This window comes from Mesobacillus sp. ABV4_180 (assembly GCF_056158485.1).
The window spans coordinates 3,343,786-3,362,342 of record NZ_JBSWTJ010000001.1 but is presented as its reverse complement, the minus strand read 5'-3'; the positions used below and the strand labels follow the sequence as shown (position 1 = coordinate 3,362,342).

General features: G+C 42.4%; 22 protein-coding genes. 16 read left to right on the top strand and 6 right to left on the bottom strand.

Annotated elements, in window-relative coordinates:
- Positions 1-229 precede the first annotated feature (229 nt).
- A complete protein-coding gene (locus ACXAEA_RS17255) occupies positions 230-1,303 on the top strand; it encodes a CAP domain-containing protein (RefSeq protein ID WP_475097093.1) in 1,074 nt (357 codons plus the stop codon).
- Between the two features lie 58 nt (positions 1,304-1,361).
- Here the strand turns inward: ACXAEA_RS17255 and prpE are convergent, their stop codons facing one another.
- Positions 1,362-2,102: a bis(5'-nucleosyl)-tetraphosphatase PrpE gene (prpE, locus tag ACXAEA_RS17250; protein ID WP_475097092.1), complete on the bottom strand. Its 741-nt coding sequence runs from the start codon at positions 2,100-2,102 to the stop codon at positions 1,362-1,364.
- Between the two features lie 271 nt (positions 2,103-2,373).
- Here prpE and mgtE point away from each other — a divergent pair, with 271 nt between their 5' ends.
- From mgtE to ACXAEA_RS17230, 4 genes are all read left to right on the top strand, one after another.
- Positions 2,374-3,699 (top strand): magnesium transporter, encoded by a 1,326-nt coding sequence (mgtE, locus tag ACXAEA_RS17245; protein ID WP_475098160.1) that lies wholly within the window; start codon positions 2,374-2,376, stop codon positions 3,697-3,699.
- A gap of 13 nt (positions 3,700-3,712) precedes the next feature.
- The gene (locus ACXAEA_RS17240) at positions 3,713-5,572 is read left to right on the top strand and encodes a monovalent cation:proton antiporter family protein (RefSeq protein ID WP_475097091.1); all 1,860 of its coding nucleotides are present in this window, start codon (positions 3,713-3,715) and stop codon (positions 5,570-5,572) included.
- Between the two features lie 110 nt (positions 5,573-5,682).
- Entirely contained in the window at positions 5,683-6,450 is a 768-nt protein-coding gene (fabI, locus tag ACXAEA_RS17235) for an enoyl-ACP reductase FabI (protein WP_475097090.1), read from the top strand.
- Positions 6,451-6,586: 136 nt separating this feature from the next.
- A complete protein-coding gene (locus tag ACXAEA_RS17230; RefSeq protein ID WP_475097089.1) occupies positions 6,587-7,042 on the top strand; it encodes a CotO family spore coat protein in 456 nt (151 codons plus the stop codon).
- Between the two features lie 41 nt (positions 7,043-7,083).
- Here the strand turns inward: ACXAEA_RS17230 and ACXAEA_RS17225 are convergent, their stop codons facing one another.
- Positions 7,084-7,587 carry a CotY/CotZ family spore coat protein gene (locus tag ACXAEA_RS17225; protein ID WP_475097088.1) on the bottom strand — a complete coding sequence of 168 codons (504 nt, stop codon included), beginning with the start codon at positions 7,585-7,587 and terminating at the stop codon, positions 7,084-7,086.
- Between the two features lie 212 nt (positions 7,588-7,799).
- Between ACXAEA_RS17225 and ACXAEA_RS17220 the strand changes: the two genes are divergently transcribed.
- From ACXAEA_RS17220 to spoVIF, 9 genes are all read left to right on the top strand, one after another.
- A complete protein-coding gene (locus ACXAEA_RS17220; RefSeq protein WP_475098159.1) occupies positions 7,800-8,132 on the top strand; it encodes a DUF1360 domain-containing protein in 333 nt (110 codons plus the stop codon).
- Positions 8,133-8,238: 106 nt separating this feature from the next.
- Entirely contained in the window at positions 8,239-8,364 is a 126-nt protein-coding gene (locus tag ACXAEA_RS17215) for a hypothetical protein (protein WP_475097087.1), read from the top strand.
- A gap of 164 nt (positions 8,365-8,528) precedes the next feature.
- Positions 8,529-9,017 (top strand): YhcN/YlaJ family sporulation lipoprotein, encoded by a 489-nt coding sequence (locus ACXAEA_RS17210; protein ID WP_475097086.1) that lies wholly within the window; start codon positions 8,529-8,531, stop codon positions 9,015-9,017.
- Positions 9,018-9,032: 15 nt separating this feature from the next.
- Complete coding sequence (spoVAC, locus tag ACXAEA_RS17205) at positions 9,033-9,512, top strand: stage V sporulation protein AC (protein ID WP_475097085.1); 480 nt, start codon at positions 9,033-9,035, stop codon at positions 9,510-9,512.
- Positions 9,513-10,526 carry a stage V sporulation protein AD gene (gene spoVAD / locus ACXAEA_RS17200; protein WP_475097084.1) on the top strand — a complete coding sequence of 338 codons (1,014 nt, stop codon included), beginning with the start codon at positions 9,513-9,515 and terminating at the stop codon, positions 10,524-10,526. It begins immediately after the preceding gene.
- A gap of 15 nt (positions 10,527-10,541) precedes the next feature.
- Positions 10,542-10,898, top strand: coding sequence for a stage V sporulation protein AE (spoVAE, locus tag ACXAEA_RS17195; protein WP_475097083.1), 357 nt, complete (start codon positions 10,542-10,544; stop codon positions 10,896-10,898).
- 31 nt (positions 10,899-10,929) lie between these two features.
- A complete protein-coding gene (locus tag ACXAEA_RS17190; protein WP_475097082.1) occupies positions 10,930-11,646 on the top strand; it encodes a DUF421 domain-containing protein in 717 nt (238 codons plus the stop codon).
- A gap of 155 nt (positions 11,647-11,801) precedes the next feature.
- Positions 11,802-11,936 carry a YjcZ family sporulation protein gene (locus ACXAEA_RS17185; protein ID WP_475097081.1) on the top strand — a complete coding sequence of 45 codons (135 nt, stop codon included), beginning with the start codon at positions 11,802-11,804 and terminating at the stop codon, positions 11,934-11,936.
- A gap of 177 nt (positions 11,937-12,113) precedes the next feature.
- Positions 12,114-12,368 (top strand): sporulation-specific transcription regulator SpoVIF, encoded by a 255-nt coding sequence (spoVIF, locus tag ACXAEA_RS17180; RefSeq protein ID WP_475097080.1) that lies wholly within the window; start codon positions 12,114-12,116, stop codon positions 12,366-12,368.
- A 30-nt stretch (positions 12,369-12,398) separates the two neighbouring features.
- Here spoVIF and ACXAEA_RS17175 read toward each other — a convergent pair whose 3' ends face one another.
- Positions 12,399-14,714, bottom strand: a complete 2,316-nt coding sequence (locus tag ACXAEA_RS17175) for a UvrD-helicase domain-containing protein (RefSeq protein ID WP_475097079.1) — start codon at positions 14,712-14,714, stop codon at positions 12,399-12,401.
- A 211-nt stretch (positions 14,715-14,925) separates the two neighbouring features.
- Between ACXAEA_RS17175 and ACXAEA_RS17170 the strand changes: the two genes are divergently transcribed.
- On the top strand, positions 14,926-15,258 hold the full coding sequence (locus ACXAEA_RS17170; protein ID WP_475097078.1) for a hypothetical protein: 333 nt from the start codon (positions 14,926-14,928) through the stop codon (positions 15,256-15,258).
- 69 nt (positions 15,259-15,327) lie between these two features.
- Here ACXAEA_RS17170 and ACXAEA_RS17165 read toward each other — a convergent pair whose 3' ends face one another.
- The 3 genes from ACXAEA_RS17165 to ACXAEA_RS17155 all read right to left on the bottom strand — a co-directional run bounded on the left by ACXAEA_RS17165 (position 15,328) and on the right by ACXAEA_RS17155 (position 17,190).
- On the bottom strand, positions 15,328-15,753 hold the full coding sequence (locus ACXAEA_RS17165) for a GNAT family N-acetyltransferase (RefSeq protein ID WP_475097077.1): 426 nt from the start codon (positions 15,751-15,753) through the stop codon (positions 15,328-15,330).
- Positions 15,754-15,759: 6 nt separating this feature from the next.
- Entirely contained in the window at positions 15,760-16,269 is a 510-nt protein-coding gene (locus ACXAEA_RS17160; RefSeq protein ID WP_475097076.1) for a YjcG family protein, read from the bottom strand.
- 195 nt (positions 16,270-16,464) lie between these two features.
- Positions 16,465-17,190: an alpha/beta hydrolase gene (locus ACXAEA_RS17155; RefSeq protein WP_475097075.1), complete on the bottom strand. Its 726-nt coding sequence runs from the start codon at positions 17,188-17,190 to the stop codon at positions 16,465-16,467.
- 205 nt (positions 17,191-17,395) lie between these two features.
- Here ACXAEA_RS17155 and ACXAEA_RS17150 point away from each other — a divergent pair, with 205 nt between their 5' ends.
- Positions 17,396-18,388: a TAXI family TRAP transporter solute-binding subunit gene (locus ACXAEA_RS17150; protein WP_475097074.1), complete on the top strand. Its 993-nt coding sequence runs from the start codon at positions 17,396-17,398 to the stop codon at positions 18,386-18,388.
- Positions 18,389-18,557 lie beyond the last annotated feature (169 nt).

Genomic DNA, 18,557 nt, shown 5'->3' with positions numbered 1-18,557 from the left:
AGCGCTTGTCGGAGTTGGACAGTCGCCTCTGCTCGTTTTCGGTCCTGCCAATGAAATCAAAGTACACTTCACCGGTCGGCCATTCACCGCTTATCGGGGGCTGACTAAGGCGCTTGCGCTTTTCTTATGTAATTCCTTCCATCTTTTTCACAGATATTTCATTTTATATTTCCGTCAAAATTTCAAATGATAAGGGAGTAAAAATGAATTATCAAGGAGGAAATTTCAGTTGAATATATATAAACATGGGAAAATCATGGCAATCTCAGCAGTATTGTTACTAGGTCTGGCAGCGTGCAATAACAATAATGATGAAGCTCTTGATTTGCGGGACAACAGAATGACAACCCTTGGAAATGACCGGACAGGGTATTGGGATAATGAAGCAAATAGAATGAAGCAGCAAAACAGAAGGGCAGAAGTAAATGCAGATAAAAAGAACAATATTCAAAACAATGGAAATGGTACCAGTGAAATCATGCAGATGCCTGATGGATTCCTGACTGTTGATCCAAATTCCTATAGCACGGGAATACCAAGTTCGAAGTATCCACACACTGAGATAAACAGTCAGGGAAGATTGACTTTGACTGAAGGGCAGCGAGCAGATTTTAACAAATTGCTCGAAGAATTACAGCGCCGTACGGGTGTAGAAGTGCCTGACATGAATCAAGGTGCGGCACCAGCGCCTAACCAGGGACCAACACCAAGAGCTGTTCCGGCACCGGAACAGGAAGCGGCCCCTGCTCCTGCAGAAAGAGCTCAGCCTGCACCTGAACAAGAAGGAGCACCAGCTCCGGCACCAGAAGCAACCCCAGCACCAGCACCTGAAACGGCTCCTGCACCGAAACAGGAAGCAGCTCCGACACCTGCTGAGGAAGCAGCACCAGCGCCTGAGCAGAAGGCTGCACCAGGCGGAACAGAATTAAGTGCATTCGAGTCAAGGGTAATTGATTTAACGAATGAGCAGCGCAGGAAAAATGGATTGCAAAACCTTCAGCCAGATACCGCGTTAAGCAATGTGGCACAGGAAAAATCAAATGATATGCAGGCAAAAAATTATTTCTCCCACACAAGTCCAACCTACGGATCTCCATTCGATATGATGAGGGATTTTGGGGTAACTTACAACTCGGCTGGTGAGAACATCGCTATGGGACAGCAAAGTGCAGAGGAAGTAGTCAATGCGTGGATGAACAGCGAAGGCCACAGGAAAAATATCCTTAGCCCGAACTTTACACATATTGGTGTAGGCCATACAAGTTCAGGTAACTATTGGACACAGATGTTCATAGGAAAATAAAAATGAAAAAGCTAACCATTCTGAGTGAATTGGTTAGCTTTTTTATCTTTAGGGGTAATTATTTTATCTCACGGAATTTTTCAGGTACATATGGCATCGAAGAAGGGACAGAAACAAGTTCCATTTCCGGATATCTTAAAGCGGTCAGCTCCCCGCCAAATACAGCACCTGTATCTATATTATAGGTATTATTCATGATCCTGGGTTCCTTGACTGGCGTGTGACCATATACAATAAGGGCTTTGCCGCTGTACTGTTTCGCCCAATCACGCCTTACGGGTGTACCATCCGGATTCGTTTCTCCGGTGATATCTCCGTAAAGTACGAACGTTTTGACTTTTGAATTCGCTTTTCCTATATAATCTTCCCGGATACCAGCATGGGCAATGACGAGTCGGTTTTGGTCCAGTACCTGGTATAAAGGCGATGCATCATACAATTCAAGGAATTTTTCCCGGAAATAATTTTTTTGGTCATGCTCGAGTGATAAATATTCTGCTACCGTCGTTTCAAGCCCGTGTGTTGTCTGGACTTTGTTGCCTAAGAGATAACGATAGAGCTTGTTGCAATGGTTTCCGGGGACGTAGTAAGCCATTCTATTCTTAATGACCAGCTTCCATACAATTTCTGCAACCTTAAGAGATGCCGGACCCCGGTCTGTTAAATCACCGACAAAAGCAAGCTTTCTTCCATCAGGATGAATAGGGATACCGGATTTCCATGTATATCCCAGCTTTTCAGTTAATTGTTCAAACTCAGCGTAACATCCATGTATGTCACCAATAATATCCAGTTTCATTTAAGGCGCCTCCTCATTAATAAGTATATTCTTCCCGCAGGATCGGAAAAAGAAAAGTTCTTAATTAAACTCAGAATGTTGAAAGAAAAAAGGGAATGTTAATTAATGAACAACCAGCCGACACCTATGGCATGAATAAGGGAAGATAAAAGACAAAGAAATCAATAAATGCTAGTATAATGAAATGTACATAAGTAGAAAGGGGGTAAGGTGGATGTCTGAAGAACGTCAAGACACGGCATCAAAGCAGCAAATCAATACTGAGCTGCTGATGGAAGCACTTTACTCTGAGAAAATTGATGATTTCCGTGAAGAGTTCCTGGATTTGCATCCATATGACCAGGCTGCATTTTTTAGTGAGCTCGATGATGATGCACGTGCGAAAGTCTATAATTATCTTTCACCTGAAGAAATGGCTGAGCTATTTGAGAATCTCGAAGCGGATGATGAGGATTTTAAAGATGTACTGGCACAGATGAATCCTAATTATGCCGCCGATATGCTTTCCAATATGTACGCCGATGATGCTGTCGATGTACTGAATGAACTGGATAAGGACCAAGTCGCGAGCTATCTGACAATCATGGACGAAGATGCGGCGCAGGAAATCAAAGACCTGCTTCATTATGAGGAATACACAGCCGGAAGTATCATGACAACAGAATTCATAGCGATCTCTGCGAACCAGACAGTCAGGTCGGCGATGTATATCCTGAAAAAAGAAGCTCCGCAGGCTGAGACGATTTACTATATTTTCGTTGTGGATGAAGAGAAGCGGCTGGCAGGTGTTATTTCACTGCGTGACCTGATTGTCTCAGATGATGATACGATGATTGCAGAAGTGATGAATGATCGTGTGGTTTCCGTTTCGGTTGGGGAGGACCAGGAAGAAGTCGCCAGGATGATGAGGGATTATAACTTCCTTGCGCTTCCAGTTGTGGATTTCCAAAATCACCTTCTTGGAATCATTACGGTTGATGACATCATTGACGTCATGGAAGAAGAGGCTTCAGATGATTATTCGAAACTCGCCGGTATCGCAGATCTGGATACAGTTGACCGAAGCCCGCTGGCGGCAGCGAAGAAACGTTTGCCATGGCTGATTATCCTTCTCTTTTTGGGAATGTTCACAGCAAGCTTGATTGGGCGGTTCGAGGAAACGCTGAATAAGGTAGCCATATTGGCAGTTTTCATTCCGCTGATTGCAGGGATGGCTGGAAACACTGGCACTCAGGCTCTCGCGGTTGCAGTCAGGGGGATAGCGACTGGTGATCTCGAGAAAGAGAATAAGTGGAAAATTATCGTCAGGGAAGCCGGAACCGGCCTGATCACAGGCTCGATTTGCGGTATTTTAGTCACATTCATTGTGTATTTTTGGCAAGGTGATCTTTTCCTCGGAGCGCTCGTCGGCATTTCCATTTTTATTACGCTGATCATTGCGACACTTGCCGGTTCTTTAGTACCTTTGTTAATGCACCGGCTAAAAATTGACCCAGCAGTAGCATCGGGTCCCTTTATCACAACTATAAATGATATTATCAGTATTTTGATTTACTTTGGCATCGCTACTGCTTTCATGAGTTATCTTACTAATTAAAGGAGGGATGAGGATGGAACAGCATGCTTCGATTACTTCGCTCGTAATCGTCATCATTGTTGCATTTTTAACACCTATACTGCTGCATAGGCTGAAATTGAACTTCATTCCCGTCGTTGTTGCCGAGATTATCATGGGATTGATCATCGGTAAAAGCGGCTTTAATATCGTCCATGAAGATGCATGGCTTGGGACGCTTTCCACATTGGGTTTCTTGTTCCTGATGTTCCTTAGCGGCCTTGAAATCGACTTCACTGCCTTTTCAGGCGGGAAGAAAAATAAAATCATGGCGAATGGAAAAAAGGAACCCAATACCTTTGCAGTATCTTCCATTATTTTTGCAGGCATTTTTATTGCTTCATTAGGACTATCATACTTATTCGTCCTCGCAGGATTCATTGAGAATGTATTTTTAATGACCTTGATTATCTCGACAATTTCACTTGGGGTAGTCGTTCCAACGTTAAAAGACGCTCATTTAATGAAGACCAATATCGGCCAGATCATACTATTAGTGGCTGTAATCGCGGACCTGGCAACAATGATTCTGCTTGCTGTCTTTGTATCTCTCTATGATACAGGTGGCGGAAACACATGGCTGTTGCTTGTGTTGTTCGCGGCTGGTGTTGCGCTTTATTTTATCGGAAGAGCATTCAAAAATCGCACTTTCATAAACGCGTTGTCTACAGGAACAACACAAATTGGCACCCGTGCGGTTTTTGCCTTGATCATCCTTCTTGTTGCTATCTCAGAGACTGTCGGTGCGGAGAATATTCTAGGAGCGTTCCTTGCCGGGGTGCTGGTATCTTTGCTTGCGCCAGATCAGGAAATGGTGCACAAGCTTGATTCATTTGGCTATGGATTCCTGATTCCGATTTTCTTCGTGATGGTCGGGGTTGAGCTTGATTTATGGTCTTTATTCAGCGATAAGAAGCTCCTGATGCTAATTCCGTTATTGCTATTAGCATTATTCTTATCAAAAGTGATTCCAGTCTTCCTTTTGAAAAAATGGTATGATACAAAAACAGTCCTCGCCTCAGGATTCCTATTGACGTCTACGTTGTCACTGGTCATCGCGGCAGCGACAATTGGGGAAAGGATGAAAATGATCACGCCGCAAATGAGCGGTACGTTGATCCTTGTTGCCGTCATATCGAGCGTTTTGACTCCTATTCTTTTCAAAAAATTATTCCCTCAGGAAAAAGCAGAAGAGAAAAAGGTCAAAGTGGCCTTCATTGGTGCTAATCAGATGACACTCCCTGTATCACGCAGTCTGCAATCTTCCTTATATAAGCCTGTCCTTTACCATACGAAACAGGAAAAATCAGATAAGCAGATAGCTGATTCCGTATTTGAAATCATCGAAATGGAGAACTACGAGATCACTACTTTGGAGAATCATAAAGTTTATGAAGCTGATATCATCGTCATTTCAACAGGTGATCCTGACCTGAATGCAACGATTGCAGTAAGCGCGAAGGAAAAAGGAATTGGTCGAGTCATTGCACGGATTGAAAGCCCTGATCTCGCCGAAAAGGCACAGGAAGAGGGGATTGAGGTATTCTCTGTGCTGCGTTCGACAGAGTCATTGCTGAGGTCAATGATTGAATCTCCTGGGGTGATGAGTATCCTTACAAACCAGGAAAACTCCTTGCATGAAATCCGTATGCTCAATGATCACTTTGACGGTATGAGCATTAGACGTTTTCCATTCACCGGTGATGTCATTTTTGTACGCATTCTAAGAGAGAATGAATCCATCGTACCTCACGGAGACACGGAAATGAGGCTGAATGACCGTCTTATTGTCACTGGTTCAAAAGAATATGTAGATGAACTGAAACGTGAGCTTGAGTTTTGTTTTTGGTGTTAAATTAATGCAAACCCGCCCTTTTGGCGGGTTTTTCTTTTCAAATGCAAAATAATAGTGTAGAATTAGCACTAGGTACTAATAACTTGTATTAACAGGGGGATATTTAAACAATGACTCTTTCATTAAATGGCAAATCATATGTAGTAATGGGCGTAGCCAATAAAAGAAGTATCGCTTGGGGTATTGCACAATCTCTCCACAATGCCGGAGCGAATTTAATTTTCACATACGCGGGTGAGCGCCTCGAAAAAAGTGTTCGTGAACTTGCAGAATCATTGGATAAAAACTATTTAGTTCTGCCATGTGACGTGACGAGTGACGAGGATGTGGCAAAATGCTTTAAGGATATCAAAGAAGCAGTTGGGTCTATTTATGGGGTGGCTCACTGTATCGCGTTCGCCAATAAAGAAGAACTTCAGGGCGACTACATGAACGTAACTCGCGATGGGTTCCTGCTTGCTCATAATATCAGTGCATATTCACTTACTGCCGTTGCTAAAGAGGCAAAGGAACTGATGGAAGAAGGCGGAAGCATCGTTACTCTGACGTATCTTGGCGGAGAGCGCGCAATTCCGAACTATAATGTCATGGGCGTAGCAAAAGCTTCTCTTGATGCAAGTGTTCGTTACCTTGCAGCTGATTTAGGGAAGCACAATATCCGCGTCAACTCTATTTCGGCAGGACCAATCCGTACACTGTCAGCAAAAGGTGTAAGTGATTTCAATTCAATCCTGAAAGAAATCGAAGAAAAAGCGCCGCTTCGCAGGAACACTACTCCTGAAGAAGTTGGCGATACAGCGTTATTCCTGTTCAGTGACATGTCCCGAGGAATCACAGGCGAAAACATCCACGTCGATTCTGGATTCCATATCCTATAAGAAGAAAGCCCGCTTGAAAAATAATCAAGCGGGTTTTTTATGTTAAACAAAACTTGTTCTTGCAAAAAGTTTTAACCCTGGGTGAATGTCCGGCATACAAATAAATATATAATTCATTTACCCAGGAGGTTCAAAGATGGCCCGCAGAAAAAAACGCATGAAACCTCTGTTATATATCCAACAGCCTGAATATCAAGAAGTATCGACAAGTATGCAGGATAAATTTATTTTCAATGATCGTGAACAGATTGTAAAAGCAGAAGTTAAACCGCTGGAAGACAATATTAGTGAAAGTCCTGTAGCAATTGAAACGGAAGATAATATTCAAGAGGAAATGACACCTAATACTGATGAAGAAAAAGAAAAAAAGCCATTTAGGGAAATGACAATTGAAGAGAAAATAGAGTATTTGCAACAATTTCCTGTATCCGTTGTGAAAATCCAGTACAGTTTCATTACAACCGATGACAGGATAATCGCCTATTTTGTTTCAAAAGATGAAGATTACATCAGTGTCATCCCTAAAAATAAACGCAAACCTGTGCGAATAGCAATTGACGAAATTCAAGACATTAAAATTCGAGGATTGTAAAAAAAAGAAGGGCTACCTTTATGGTAAGCCCCCAAGTATTCTTATGAAGGTATTGGCAAAGTTCTTGTTGCAACAGGGTCAAGGCAAACTACTGCGCAGAAGCAGTTAAGGTCAACTGTAATACAGATACCAGTTCTGAAGAATGTTGTTCCATTTGTACCGATTTGATCACAAGGATCATCGTATTTGCTCAAGTCGCCCGGAGAATCTGTAGTAGTAAGCAGTTCAAGCTTGGCGCAGTTGTCATCCACTTTTGAGACCCTGAAGAAGAACGTCTCAATACATTGCAATGTTTGAGAGGTGGTATTTCTTGATAGTAAGCGAACGCCAGTACCAAGGAATGGGTCACACTCACAATACAGGATTAGCGGAATTGTATCGAATGTAGTCGGTGTCGTTGCTCCAGCTAGAAGATCCTGGATGGATTTGTGGCAGCTGGTATCACAGTCACCATCATTATCAACTTCGTCCTGAGCATCTGCTACTCGTTTTAAGATATCCGCTACACAGCTTTCTGTGTCATTTTTTCTTTTTCCACAAGACATATAATTCATCTCCTTTTGGTTTATATGACCTATTGTCCTTAATAGAATATGAATCGCCCGTCTAATGGTGTGGGTGTTTGTCTAATTTTCGGCAGGATTCACATAAAAATTAGTGACAGGAGCGGACAGGCTTGAGCCTATACATAGGTATTCGCTGAGCATATGCTGAAGTAATTGGTTATAGGCAGGGGGTGGGAAGCGTGGATAGCTGGATGGATTTATTCCTTTTGGTCCTGGCTAGCTTCCGTTTGACCAGGCTGATCGTCTACGATACAATCACCGAGTTTCTTCGTGCGCCATTCCATGAAACAATTGAAGAGACGCAGGAAGACGGAAGCAGCGAAACGTATATAGAAATCAAGGGAACAGGAATCAGATATTGGATTGGCGAATTATTAAGCTGCCACTGGTGTACAGGCATTTGGTGTGCAGCGGCCATTTATGGTGCTTACGCATTAATTCCGCAACAATCAATGCCGTTCATCACGATCCTGGCAATTGCGGGAATTTCCTCGATCATTCAGCATCATTTCGTGAAGGATTGAGCTGAATTATTTAATGTTGCTGTTTTTTTAGTGAGTCCGTCCAGAACACCTATGGACAATTTTTCATAAAATAGCATATGGACTCTTTAATGAAGGAGTTGTAATCATGGAGGATAAGCAAAAAACAAACAGCAGCCAGCCTAGCTCGACAGAATCCAAGCGCAGTGCTGCAACCCGCCGAGTACGTAAAAAGCGCGGCTGTGGGTGCGGTAAAAAGAAAAAACAGGAATAAAAGCAGCGTCTGCCATTTTGGCAGGCGTTTTGTTGTGTATGGGGAAAGCTAATTAGACCATTTTTACAGTACATGGAAATAATACCCGCAATAAAATATTCATAAATTTGGTTTTAGACGTGGAAAATAATTTTAACAATAAGATGAAGTATAGGAAGGGATTAATGATGAAAATAAAACAGGCCGCAATTGCTTTACTCATGCTGCTGATCATTGCCGCCGGCACCGCCGGTTGTTCATTGGGAAAAACATCTCCAGACAGCAGGGCATCAATGATTCAATCCGTCAATCCGGACCCAGGAGCCACGAATGATTTTGATCATAAAAATGTCCAATTGGCTGAGAAGGTGAAAAAGGATATTCAAGCGCTGGATGAAATTTATGATGTGGCTGTCATTGCCGGGAAAGAAGATACTCTGGTTGCGTATAAAGTGAAACATATGAAGCGCTTTGGGATGAAAAGGATTGAGAAAGAAATCAATAAGAAGCTCGAAAAGAACTACCCAGGTGAAAACTTCATTGTTTCAAGCGACTTCAAGATTTTCATTGAAGCAATTGAATTGCGTGAAAAAATGAAGGATCCGGCCTATCCGGAAAAAAAGGCGGAAAAGCAGCTGCAGCGAATCATCTCATTAAAAAAAGAAATGACTTAAGGAAGGATGGGTGAGATGGGGGATAAACAAAAGCAAAAGCTTACACCTGAGCAACAACAGTATCAGGAGCTCGAACAAAAGCATGAGCTTAAGAGGCCAGTCGTAAAAAACTGCATTAAAGCATTTCTTGTAGGTGGAACCATCTGTCTCATTGGACAGGCTATCACCTATTTTTATATCTATTTTTTCAACTTTACAGAACAAACCGCAGGGAATCCAACGGTTGCGACCATGATTTTCCTATCCATGCTGTTAACGGGTTTCGGAATTTATGACCATATTGGGCAATTCGCCGGTGCAGGGAGTGCTGTTCCGGTTACAGGATTCGGGAATTCAGTCATTTCCGCTGCAATTGAACATCGCACGGAAGGCTTTGTCCTCGGTGTCGGAGGTAATATGTTTAAGCTCGCCGGGTCTGTCATTTTGTTTGGAGTGTTTTCTGCTTTTATCGTAGCACTGGTCAAGACGTTACTAATCATGATGGGGGTGCTGTAGATGCTGATTGGAAGGCAATCATGGCAATTTGCCAACCGTCCTGTCATTGAATCATGGGCAGCATCAGGCGGTCCATTTGAAGCGGAAGGCAGGCTGGCTGCTGATTTCGATGTACTCCATGACGACTTATGGATGGGACAGGACTCATATGAAAAAGCTCATCGCCAGTTACTGGAGGAAGCAATCAATTCAGCACTGCAAAAAGTGAACTTAACGAAAGAAGACATGCACTTCATGCTTGCGGGTGATCTGATCAATCAGATTACGCCATCCAGTTTCGCGGCCAGGACGATGCAAATTCCTTACTTTGGTTTGTTTGGCGCATGTTCAACCTCGATGGAAGGATTGGCACTTGCTTCTTTCATCGTGAATTATCAAGGTGCAAAAAAGACAGTAACAGGTGCTTCTAGCCATAATTCCGCAGTTGAGAAGCAGTTCCGTTATCCGACTGAGTACGGAGGACAAAAGCCGCCAACTGCTCAGTGGACAGTAACGGGAGCCGGAGCTGCAGTGGTGACCGACAACCCGGATAAGCAGGGGAAAATTGTCACGACCTCGGCCACTATCGGAAAAGTGGTGGATATGGGGCTATCCGACCCTTTCAATATGGGCGGGGCAATGGCACCGGCTGCTGCTGATACAATTATTTCACATTTCAAAGATCTGAATATTGATCCCTCACATTATGACCTTGTTGTCACTGGCGACCTCGGCCGGATTGGCCAGGCGACAACATATGAGTTGTTATCGCAGGCGGGACTGAATATTTCAAGGGAACAATTCAAGGATTGCGGATTATTGATTTATAACGATGACCAGCCCGTTCAATCAGGGGGAAGCGGTGCCGGCTGCTCTGCTTCCGTCTTATATGGCCATCTATTGAACCAAATGAAGAATGGTATATACAAAAGGATTCTCGTAGTGGCCACCGGTGCGCTGCTTTCCCCGCTGTCTTTCCAGCAGAAAGAAAGCATTCCATGCATTGCCCACGCCGTTTCAATCGAAAAGAACTAGAAAGGAGGAACTGCCTTGCTACCAATGTTTTTCTGGGCTTTTGTTATTGGAGGGCTGATCTGCGTGTTCGGCCAGCTGATGTTTGATATCGTGAAACTGACGCCTGGTCATACAATGAGTCTGCTCGTCGTGATTGGAGCTGTACTTGATGGTGTTGGTCTATATGAGCCATTGGTCGATTTTGCCGGTGCTGGTGCTACAATCCCAATCACCAGTTTTGGCAACGCGCTCGTCCATGGCGCCTTGCAGGAAGCTGAACAACACGGTTTGGTAGGTGTCCTGACAGGAATGTTTGAAATCACAAGCTCTGGTATTTCCGCTGCAGTCATCTTCGGTTTTATCGGCGCACTGATTTTTAAGCCTAAGGGTTGAGATCTTATAGTTTGATTCAAGGGATGATACAATGCCAGATATTTTAAGAACCGTCATACGCTCCATTATGCTAATTATTGGCTTATTCTTCATTACAAAACTTCTTGGGAAAAAGCAGCTTTCCAGTCTGTCATTTTTTGAATATATTGTTGGCATTACGGTTGGCGATATAGCAGGAACGTTATCAATGGACCCGGATTTAAGCTTGAGGGACGGAGTAGCCAGCATGATAGTCTGGTCATTCGTCCCTTTAGCCATTTCAATGGTTTCCTTAAGAAGCAGGACTTTCCGCAGGATTGTTGAAGGGAAATCGACAATCTTCATCGAACGAGGGAATGTAGTAGAGAAGAATTTGCGCAAGGAAAAATACAGCATCGATGAACTGCTTGAACAACTCCGAAAGAAAAGTGTCTTCAATGTTGCCGATGTTGAATTTGCCTCGCTCGATTCAAACGGGGAATTGAGTGTTTTATTGAAAAAGGCAAAACAGCCTGTCCGTTATGAAGATGTGATGGATGGAATTGCACGTGAATCTGTTCCGGTTTCTGTAGTCATGGATGGCAAAATTATTGAAGAAAACTTAAAGATTGCAGGTGTAAACAAAGTACAGCTTTATGGAAAGCTGCAGGCAAAAGGATTTGAGCTGGATCAGGTTTTTTATGCAGAAGTGGATCGTACTGGAAATATGTCCGTGGACTTATATGATGAATATCTTGAATCAGCTTTTCCTGATTTTGATTCAATATGACTTCTTGGGAAATATTCACATGGATGGATGCTTACCAAAGAAATTTCTGCGAAAAAAAGCCTACCCAATACCTAAAAGGATGGGAGCTCGCCCATACATATGCTTGTGCCCTCACATATATTGCTATTGAGTAATACAAAGTGAGGTGAAGAATAATGAGTTACGGTTACGGCGGCTGGTGCGGCGGCGGATATGGATACGGTGGTGGCGGCTATTACGGTTCCACTTTCATTTTGATCGTTGTCTTGTTTATTTTGTTGATTATTGTAGGAGCAAGCTTTTACAACTAATTCACGAATCAGAAGGAGCCGTTTCACTCTAGAAACGGCTTTTTCGGAATAAAATTAATTAGCCCATCAGTCGAGATTTATAGCGGCTTTGTAAGTAATTCGTGCTTCACCTCTTTAATCACCATTTTTGGCTTCCTTCATACTATAGAGTAGCTAATGAAGGAGGCGTGATTTTACATGGATAATAATTTCTTCAAGAATATAGAAAAGAAGACTGGCGTAAACATGAAGGATGTTTTTGAACTTGCGAATTCTTTGCAAAATGCGAATTTTAAAGATGAGAAAACAGTTAGAGGCGTAATCCGCCGTGTATCCCAGATTGCCAATAAACCTGTGAATAAGGATATGGAAGATAAAATTGTTGAATCCATTGTTAAGGACGGAAAGCAGCTTGATTTTGGGCAGATTTCCAAGATGATCAATAAGAAGTAACAACCTACATGTAAAAACAGGACCTGAGGATTATTCCCCAGGTCCTGCTTTTACATTTTCTTTTTTCAAATTGGACAAGAAACGGGATGCATTCGCTTTTCTTCCACGCCTTTTCTGGGGGACGGAAATAAAAAGGTTCTTCTCGGCCCTGGTCACAGCTACATATAGAAGCCTACGTTCTTCTTCCATCGGCTGCCGGTCTCCATTCCGGTAAGAATCAAGAGCATAATCGTGAGGAATGCTGCCGTCAACAGTCCCGATTATATAGACATTTTCATACTCGAGCCCTTTTGACCGATGGATGGTGCTGAGTGTAATCGCGTCCGTTAAACTTTTGCTGCTCCGTTTGATTTCTGCATTCATAGCAGTCATATGGTCGGCGTGTTCAATGAATTCTCCGACCGTCTTGAAATTGCGTGCTGCCACCTTAAGGTCCCTGATGTCATCCGATCCTTTTTCGAGCTGATTCCCCTCATTGCCGCGCTTTTTAATAAAATCCTGATACCCTAAATCCTTTTCAACGATATCAATCGCAGTTACTGGAGAGAGGGAGGAGATGGATCTCACGATTGGAATCAGTTTTTTCAATTTTTGCTCCTGGAAGGCAAATCCTGTTTTCACATGCTCTAGAGCTTCAAGCATGGTGCAATCGTTCAGGATACTGTTTGCCTGCAGATCACGGAATACCGACTGTTTCAGGAACAGAGAGGGCAGAATGTTTTTTATCGCTTCTGAATCATCAGGATTCAAGCTTAGCCTCAGAAAAGAAAGCATGCCCTTTACCATGAACCGCTCGTAAAATGATTCTATGTCCTGATCAATACGGAAGGGCAGGCTTGAGTTTGCAAGCCTTTCAAAAACCGCCCGGCTTCCGGCATTGGTACGGAATAAAATGGCAAATTCCCCTGGACGGTTTCCTTTTTCAATTCTTTCCTTTATATCAGTAATAATCATGGTCGCCTCTTCTTCCTCATCATATGGGTGGAAGATGACTGGCGGGCAATCATTTGCAAACTGCGCCCGCATTTCTTTGTCATGGCGGGTGAGGTTAGCCGAAATAAGTGTATTGGCAGTCTCTACAATCTCATGAGGAGAGCGGTAATTCTGATTTAAGATGATTAATTTGGTGTTAGTAAAGTCTTCCTTAAACTTGAACAGATAGGCAGGATCGCTGCCGCGAAATGAATAAATGGATTGGTCGTCATCTCCAACGGCACAGACATTGCCTGACTTGCCAGAAAGCATTTTGACAAGTTCATACTGGACTTTATTGATATCCTGAAACTCATCTATTAAAAAATACTGAAAGCGATTTTGATAGATTTCCAGAGTGCCAGGCTGATCCCTGAAGAGCCTGTAACAGCCTAAAAGCATGTCATCAAAATCGAACAGTCCTTGTCTTTCCTTTTCAGATTCATAGTCTTTGTATAGCAGGGCTGCTTTTTCTTCCCATGGTGATTCAGGCTTTACCTCATCGGGCATGAGCATTGTATTTTTCCATAGGCCAATCTGCTGAAGCGCAAGGTCATACGCAAATTCCTTCTCATCGAGCTGAAGCTTTCTGCCAGCTTCCTTTAAAATCTGTTCCCGCTGCCAATCCTTTTTCAACAGCTTGTCAGATGACCATTTTTCCCGTTCATGGAAGCAAAGAATTCGATAGAAGATGCTGTGGAAAGTCCCGGCGACTAGCTTGTTGACTTTTGCTGGAGACATACCTGGATAATGGGTGATCCGCTTTTTCATTTCAGCGGCAGCTTTTGCAGTGAAGGTGACAAGCATGATAGAACCCGGGTCAATTTCCATTTCTTCAAGCATGTAAGCGGTTCTTGCCGTCAGTACTCTCGTTTTGCCGCTGCCGGCTCCTGCAAGAACCAATAAGGGTCCATCAATTGAAACCACAGCTTTTTCCTGGTTTCCATCAAACTTGATACCAGAGTTCTTAAGCTGTTTTAAATAATTTTGCTTTGCTCCTGGCACAAGTGGAGGCACAGGTGCAAACGGGGAAGGGATTTTAACTTCCCTGGGAGAGATAAACATCTCTTCTTTTTCAGCTTCAATCGTTATCGTACGAGATTTAGGTATTCTGAATCCATTCCGCTCAATATATTCTGTTTCTTCAGAATGCTGGATTTGCGGAGAGTATTCAATGCTCTCAATGCAATCTTCCTTGGCAGAAAGGTGATAGAAATGAGGCTTGTCCTGTATTCCAAGGTACAGTCTGACTGGTTCCCCGCAAACAGAACAGAGAAGCTTGCTTTTTTTTCCGTCATCATAAAGCTTCTGATAATCCTCACGATTATACTGTTCAAGGTTAATGATTTGCAGGTTTAACTTCGCAGTTTTCATGTTTTTCCTCATCTCCGTCCAAAAATAGCACAATCTTTATCATAACAGAATATGATTTTTAGCGTAAGGTAGTTTTAAACCAGATTGAGAGTTTGAAGAATCATGAAATATTTTCTAATTCTTTGTTTGATACGGTCATAAAAAGGGAACATCATCAGAAGGATATAGTGTAGTTTCCTTAAAAAAACTAATTAGCTTGGGGGAAATCAGAATGGGATATATTCTTCCAGTGACGAATTATCAATATATACAATATGCTGAACGAGAAATCGGTACAGATTATGATCCATTTCAAATAGGGAAAATATCAAGGATCCGTAAAGAGGATCCTGTCCAAAAAGGCCATGAACAGGAGCAGCAGGAAGTCGTTACAGTCCAAAAGCGCTCTCAGCAGGAGCCAGTGGCGCGCATGCAGATGGCGGCATCAGATTTTCATTATCCAAGGACAGAACGCATTTACAAGAAACGGGTAAATCCACATGTAGTCAGCCAGACGTATGCTGAATTAACAGGAAAAGGAAAGCACTACAGCGAGTCGATCTAAACTCAGCTGAAGTGCTTTTTTCTTCGTTAAAAAAGCTCCTTCCAATTCTCAGGAAGGAGCTTTTTCGAATTAAATGTTTTTTTTCATCGTTTTGTGCGGGATGCCTGCATCAAGGAATTCCTCGGAGACAGTGTCATAGCCAAGTTTGCTATAGAAGGGAATGGCATGTGTTTGGGCGTTCAATTTCAAATCGGTGATTCCCTGTGATTTCGCATACTCTTCAATTTTATTCATGACTGCGATCCCAGCCCCGGTGCTGCGATTTTCTTTCAGAACACATATGCGCTCTACCTTGCCGATTCCGTCCAGTACCCTGAATCTTCCGGCACCTGCGGCTTTTCCATTATCATCATATAATACAAAGTGCACGGCATCTGACTCGTACTGGTCGATTTCTTCTTCTTCAGGAACTTTTTGTTCATGAATGAATACGGTTTTGCGAACATCAAATGCGTCTGACATTTCTTGTTCAGTTTCTACGATTTTTACTTCCACGGATGATTATTCCTTTCCAAGACGAAATGTTTCATATACTGTCCAAGAGCCATTATCAAGCTGATACAGCAAATGGATCCGATCGGCAGTATCTTCGAAATTCACATCTGTCATTCTTAATGAACCATATACATCTGAGTGCTCATCGTCTGACATTTTTTGCCCAATAGTGATATGAGGGACGAAATTGTATTCCTGTCCGCCGTCAAACGCAGAATTTAGCTCATGGTGAAGCTTATCTAATTCTTCCGGAGATTCAACTTTTAAATAAATGACATTATTGACAGGCTTAAATGATCCAATTCTAGTAATTTTAATATTAACTGGGTCAAAATTCTTGGCGATCGTGTAAATTTTGCTGGCGATTTCTTTTATTTCTTCTTCTGTTGCCTCGAATGCAGCCTTTAAAGTCAGGTGCGGCGGAATCAAAGCATAATGCGGGTCATAGCGTCTTCTTAATGAATTTGCGTAATCCTGGACTTTCTTCGATGGAAAAATGACAATACCAAATTTCATCTCAATACCCCCGTTTCAGTTGTGTAGTGCTATATAGATTAATTGTAAAAAAACGAAATTATGATTTATCATTCATTATAACAAATTTTCTAAATATATAGTATAAAGACGCACTGTTTATATTATGTCCTTTTTGACTACTTTTCCCAAACCCAGATTAAAGTTTTACAACAGTGCTGAATTTTTTGCGGGTTTTTACGAAAACATCAGTTTAATGGCACGCTTCAAATCAGGCTGCCAGTAAGTCCATGTATGGTCTCCGTTGAATTCTTCATAAAAATAAGAATACCCATTTCCTTTAAAAATGCCCGAAAGCTCCCTGTTAGGGGTAAGGAAATCTTTGTTTGTGGAAGAAGTTGTTTTTACTTCAGTTTCCTTTTCGCCGACAGTATGATAAATATTCAATAATTCAGGCTGGCTGAAGTTTTTCACGGCAGTCAGCACATCGTCATTCACATATGGGGACTGCAGCAGCACTCTTCCGAATGTGTGTGGGTATTGAAGCGCTGCCAACAGGGATACAGTCGCTGCGAGTGAGTCGCCGATCAAAGCCCGTCCCATTCCCATTTGATAGGTTGGGTATTGCTCATCTAAGTAAGGAACTAACTCGTGAGCGAGAAAACGGATATAGGCTTGATGCTGTTCGCCTTTCGGGTGATACTTTCTCCGTCTGTCCTCAACAGATACATAGGGAATACCGACAATGATGACGTTTTCAATTTCCTTTTTTCCAAGAAGTTCGTCAGCGATTCGCCCGATTCTTCCCAACTGGAAGTAATCGCGGCCATCCTGTGCAATCAACAGAGAATATTTATATAGAGGAGAATAGTTTGCCGGCAAATATACCAGCATCGTTACTTCTTCTCCCAACTCCTTGCTTTGCAGTGTGATTTCTTCAATTTTGCCAATTGGATAATTCATTTACTTACCTCCAAATCGATCAATCTGCAATGTAATCTCTTGCCGTCAAAACGATTTTAGCATATGTATTTTGAAAAAGCTTTTACGGCAATCTATTTGTAGAGATTCACTATGATTTAGTAAGCAAGTAACTTGTTTGACAATTGTGTGAAGTCATATGTTAAGATTATGATGAACAATTCTATATCAATAAGGGGGAATTCTGATGAAAAAAAGAAAATTTCTTTTGTTCACTGCATTGATGCTAGTGCTTTCTATGGTTCTTGCAGCATGTGGTGGCGGCTCTGATGAAAAGGGCGGCGAAGGGGAATCAGGAGAAAAACCGAAATTCATGAGCATCCTTACTGGTGGGACAGGTGGTACATACTTCCCGTTGGGCGGAGCATTTGCAAACATTGTCTCTGAGGCAACTGGTATTGATACAAATGCTGAAACAACAGGAGCTTCTGCAGAAAATATGCAGAGCATCAAAGACAACAAAGGTGAAATTGCATTCACACAAACAGATATCGCTTCCTATGCTACTGAAGGAAAGCTGATGTTTGACGGAAATGCGATTGACAATATCAAGGCAATTGGTACGCTATACCCTGAAACGATTCAGATCGTTACAACTGAAAAATCAGGAATTAAAACAGTTGAAGACCTTAAAGGCAAGAAAGTATCAATCGGTGCACCTGGATCTGGTACTGCAGCGAACGCTGAACAAATCCTTGAAGTATACGGTATGTCACTGGATGACATCCAAAAGCAGGATTTAAGCTTTGATGAATCAGTAAATGGCATTAAAGATGGCAATATTGATGCTGCATTCGTAACAGCTGGACATCCGACTGCTGCTGTTGAAGAACTTTCAGCAACAGAAAAAGTTGTGATCGTTCCTGTAGACGCTGACAAAGCGGATGAACTAATTAAAAAGTATCCTTACTATGCAAAAGAAGTAGTGCCTTCTGGAACTTACAAATTAGGTTCTGATGTGCCAACAGTAGCTGTTCTTGCGATGCTTGTAGTAAAAGCAGATCTTTCAGATGATGTTGTCTACGATATCACTAAGGCGATCTTCGAAAACCTTGATCAGGTACAACACGCTAAAGCAAAGCAAATCAAGGCTGAAAATGCTTTGAATGGTGTAGGTATTGATGTACATCCAGGAGCTCAGAAGTACTTTGACGAAAAGGGAATCAAAGCTGCTGAGTAATAGGCAAAACGTGGCCGGACAAAATCCTTAAGGGGATTTTGCCCGGTCAATTCATATTCGGGAATGATTTTGCACTCCGGCGAGTTCCCCGAAAGGACAGACCGAACTCATACACGGTCTTTTTTACTGAATAAATATCAAACCTCAATGATAGTCATTGTACAGGCGA